The 1,182-nt window shown below is 47.2% G+C and carries 10 tRNA genes and 1 rRNA gene; all 11 read left to right on the top strand.

Annotated elements, in window-relative coordinates:
- Window positions 1–89: ribosomal RNA gene (rrf, locus tag KNP67_RS15260) — 5S ribosomal RNA — on the top strand; the annotation flags it as partial.
- A gap of 83 nt (window positions 90–172) precedes the next feature.
- A tRNA-Asp gene (locus tag KNP67_RS15255) sits at window positions 173–248 on the top strand.
- Window positions 249–272: 24 nt separating this feature from the next.
- Window positions 273–348, top strand: a tRNA-Phe gene (locus KNP67_RS15250).
- A gap of 8 nt (window positions 349–356) precedes the next feature.
- A tRNA-Thr gene (locus tag KNP67_RS15245) sits at window positions 357–432 on the top strand.
- An 11-nt stretch (window positions 433–443) separates the two neighbouring features.
- Window positions 444–519, top strand: a tRNA-His gene (locus tag KNP67_RS15240).
- Window positions 520–535: 16 nt separating this feature from the next.
- Window positions 536–611 (top strand) — tRNA-Lys (locus KNP67_RS15235).
- Between the two features lie 35 nt (window positions 612–646).
- Window positions 647–727, top strand: a tRNA-Leu gene (locus KNP67_RS15230).
- Window positions 728–748: 21 nt separating this feature from the next.
- Window positions 749–823: transfer RNA gene (locus KNP67_RS15225), tRNA-Gly, on the top strand.
- Window positions 824–830: 7 nt separating this feature from the next.
- Window positions 831–915 (top strand) — tRNA-Leu (locus tag KNP67_RS15220).
- Window positions 916–920: 5 nt separating this feature from the next.
- A tRNA-Arg gene (locus tag KNP67_RS15215) sits at window positions 921–997 on the top strand.
- 7 nt (window positions 998–1,004) lie between these two features.
- A tRNA-Pro gene (locus KNP67_RS15210) sits at window positions 1,005–1,081 on the top strand.
- The last annotated feature ends 101 nt before the right edge of the window (window positions 1,082–1,182 follow it).

Genomic DNA, 1,182 nt, shown 5'->3' with positions numbered 1-1,182 from the left:
CCCGTTCCCATGCCGAACACGGAAGTTAAGCGCTTCAGCGCCGAAAGTAGTTGGGGGTCTCCCCCTGTGAGGATAGGACGCTGCCAGGCTGTTTATTTTTTTGAAAAAATTATTGACTTTCTTCTTGAGGAGACTTAAAATAGGTAAAGTCGATACAGTAATTATTTAAAACGGTCCCGTGGTGTAGTGGTTAACATGTCTGCCTGTCACGCAGAAGATCGCGGGTTCGAATCCCGTCGGGACCGCCATTTTTTTATTTAATTTAATAAGTTGGCTTTGTAGCTCAGTTGGTAGAGCAAAGGACTGAAAATCCTTGTGTCGGCGGTTCGATTCCGTCCAAAGCCACCATTTACAGCGCCGGTGTAGCTCAGTTGGTAGAGCATCTGACTTGTAATCAGAGGGTCGAGGGTTCGAATCCTTTCGCCGGCACCATTTTTCTCATGGCGGTTGTGGCGAAGTGGTTAACGCACCGGATTGTGATTCCGGCATTCGAGGGTTCAATTCCCTTCAGCCGCCCCATTTTTTAAAAATTAATGAGCCATTAGCTCAGTTGGTAGAGCATCTGACTTTTAATCAGAGGGTCGCAGGTTCGAGCCCTGCATGGCTCACCATTTCTCATTAATTTCTATACTTAAATATTTTATATGCGGGTGTGGCGGAATTGGTAGACGCGCTAGACTTAGGATCTAGTGTCTTTGACGTGGGGGTTCGAGTCCCTTCACCCGCATCTCTAATCTAATTTTATATTGCGGAAGTAGTTCAGTGGTAGAATACGACCTTGCCAAGGTCGGGGTCGCGGGTTCGAATCCCGTCTTCCGCTCCAATTATATGCGGTCGTGGCGGAATCGGTAGACGCGCTAGGTTGAGGGCCTAGTGGTGGTTAACACCGTGGAGGTTCAAGTCCTCTCGACCGCATTAATGCACCCTTAGCTCAGCTGGATAGAGCGTTAGACTACGAATCTAAAGGCCGGGAGTTCGAATCTCTCAGGGTGCACCATTTATAACGGGAAGTAGCTCAGCTTGGTAGAGCACTTGGTTTGGGACCAAGGGGTCGCAGGTTCGAATCCTGTCTTCCCGACCATTTCTTAATTCAATTTGGTCTTTGAAAACTGAACGATGAGGCAAAAAAAGTTTTACAATGTTTGAATGAAGCGCAAGCTTCGTCATTTTTAAAGAGCTATA

This window comes from Exiguobacterium sp. s157 (assembly GCF_018618205.1).
Lineage (GTDB): Bacteria > Bacillota > Bacilli > Exiguobacteriales > Exiguobacteriaceae > Exiguobacterium > Exiguobacterium chiriqhucha.
This window is presented reverse-complemented; position numbering and strand designations above follow the sequence as displayed.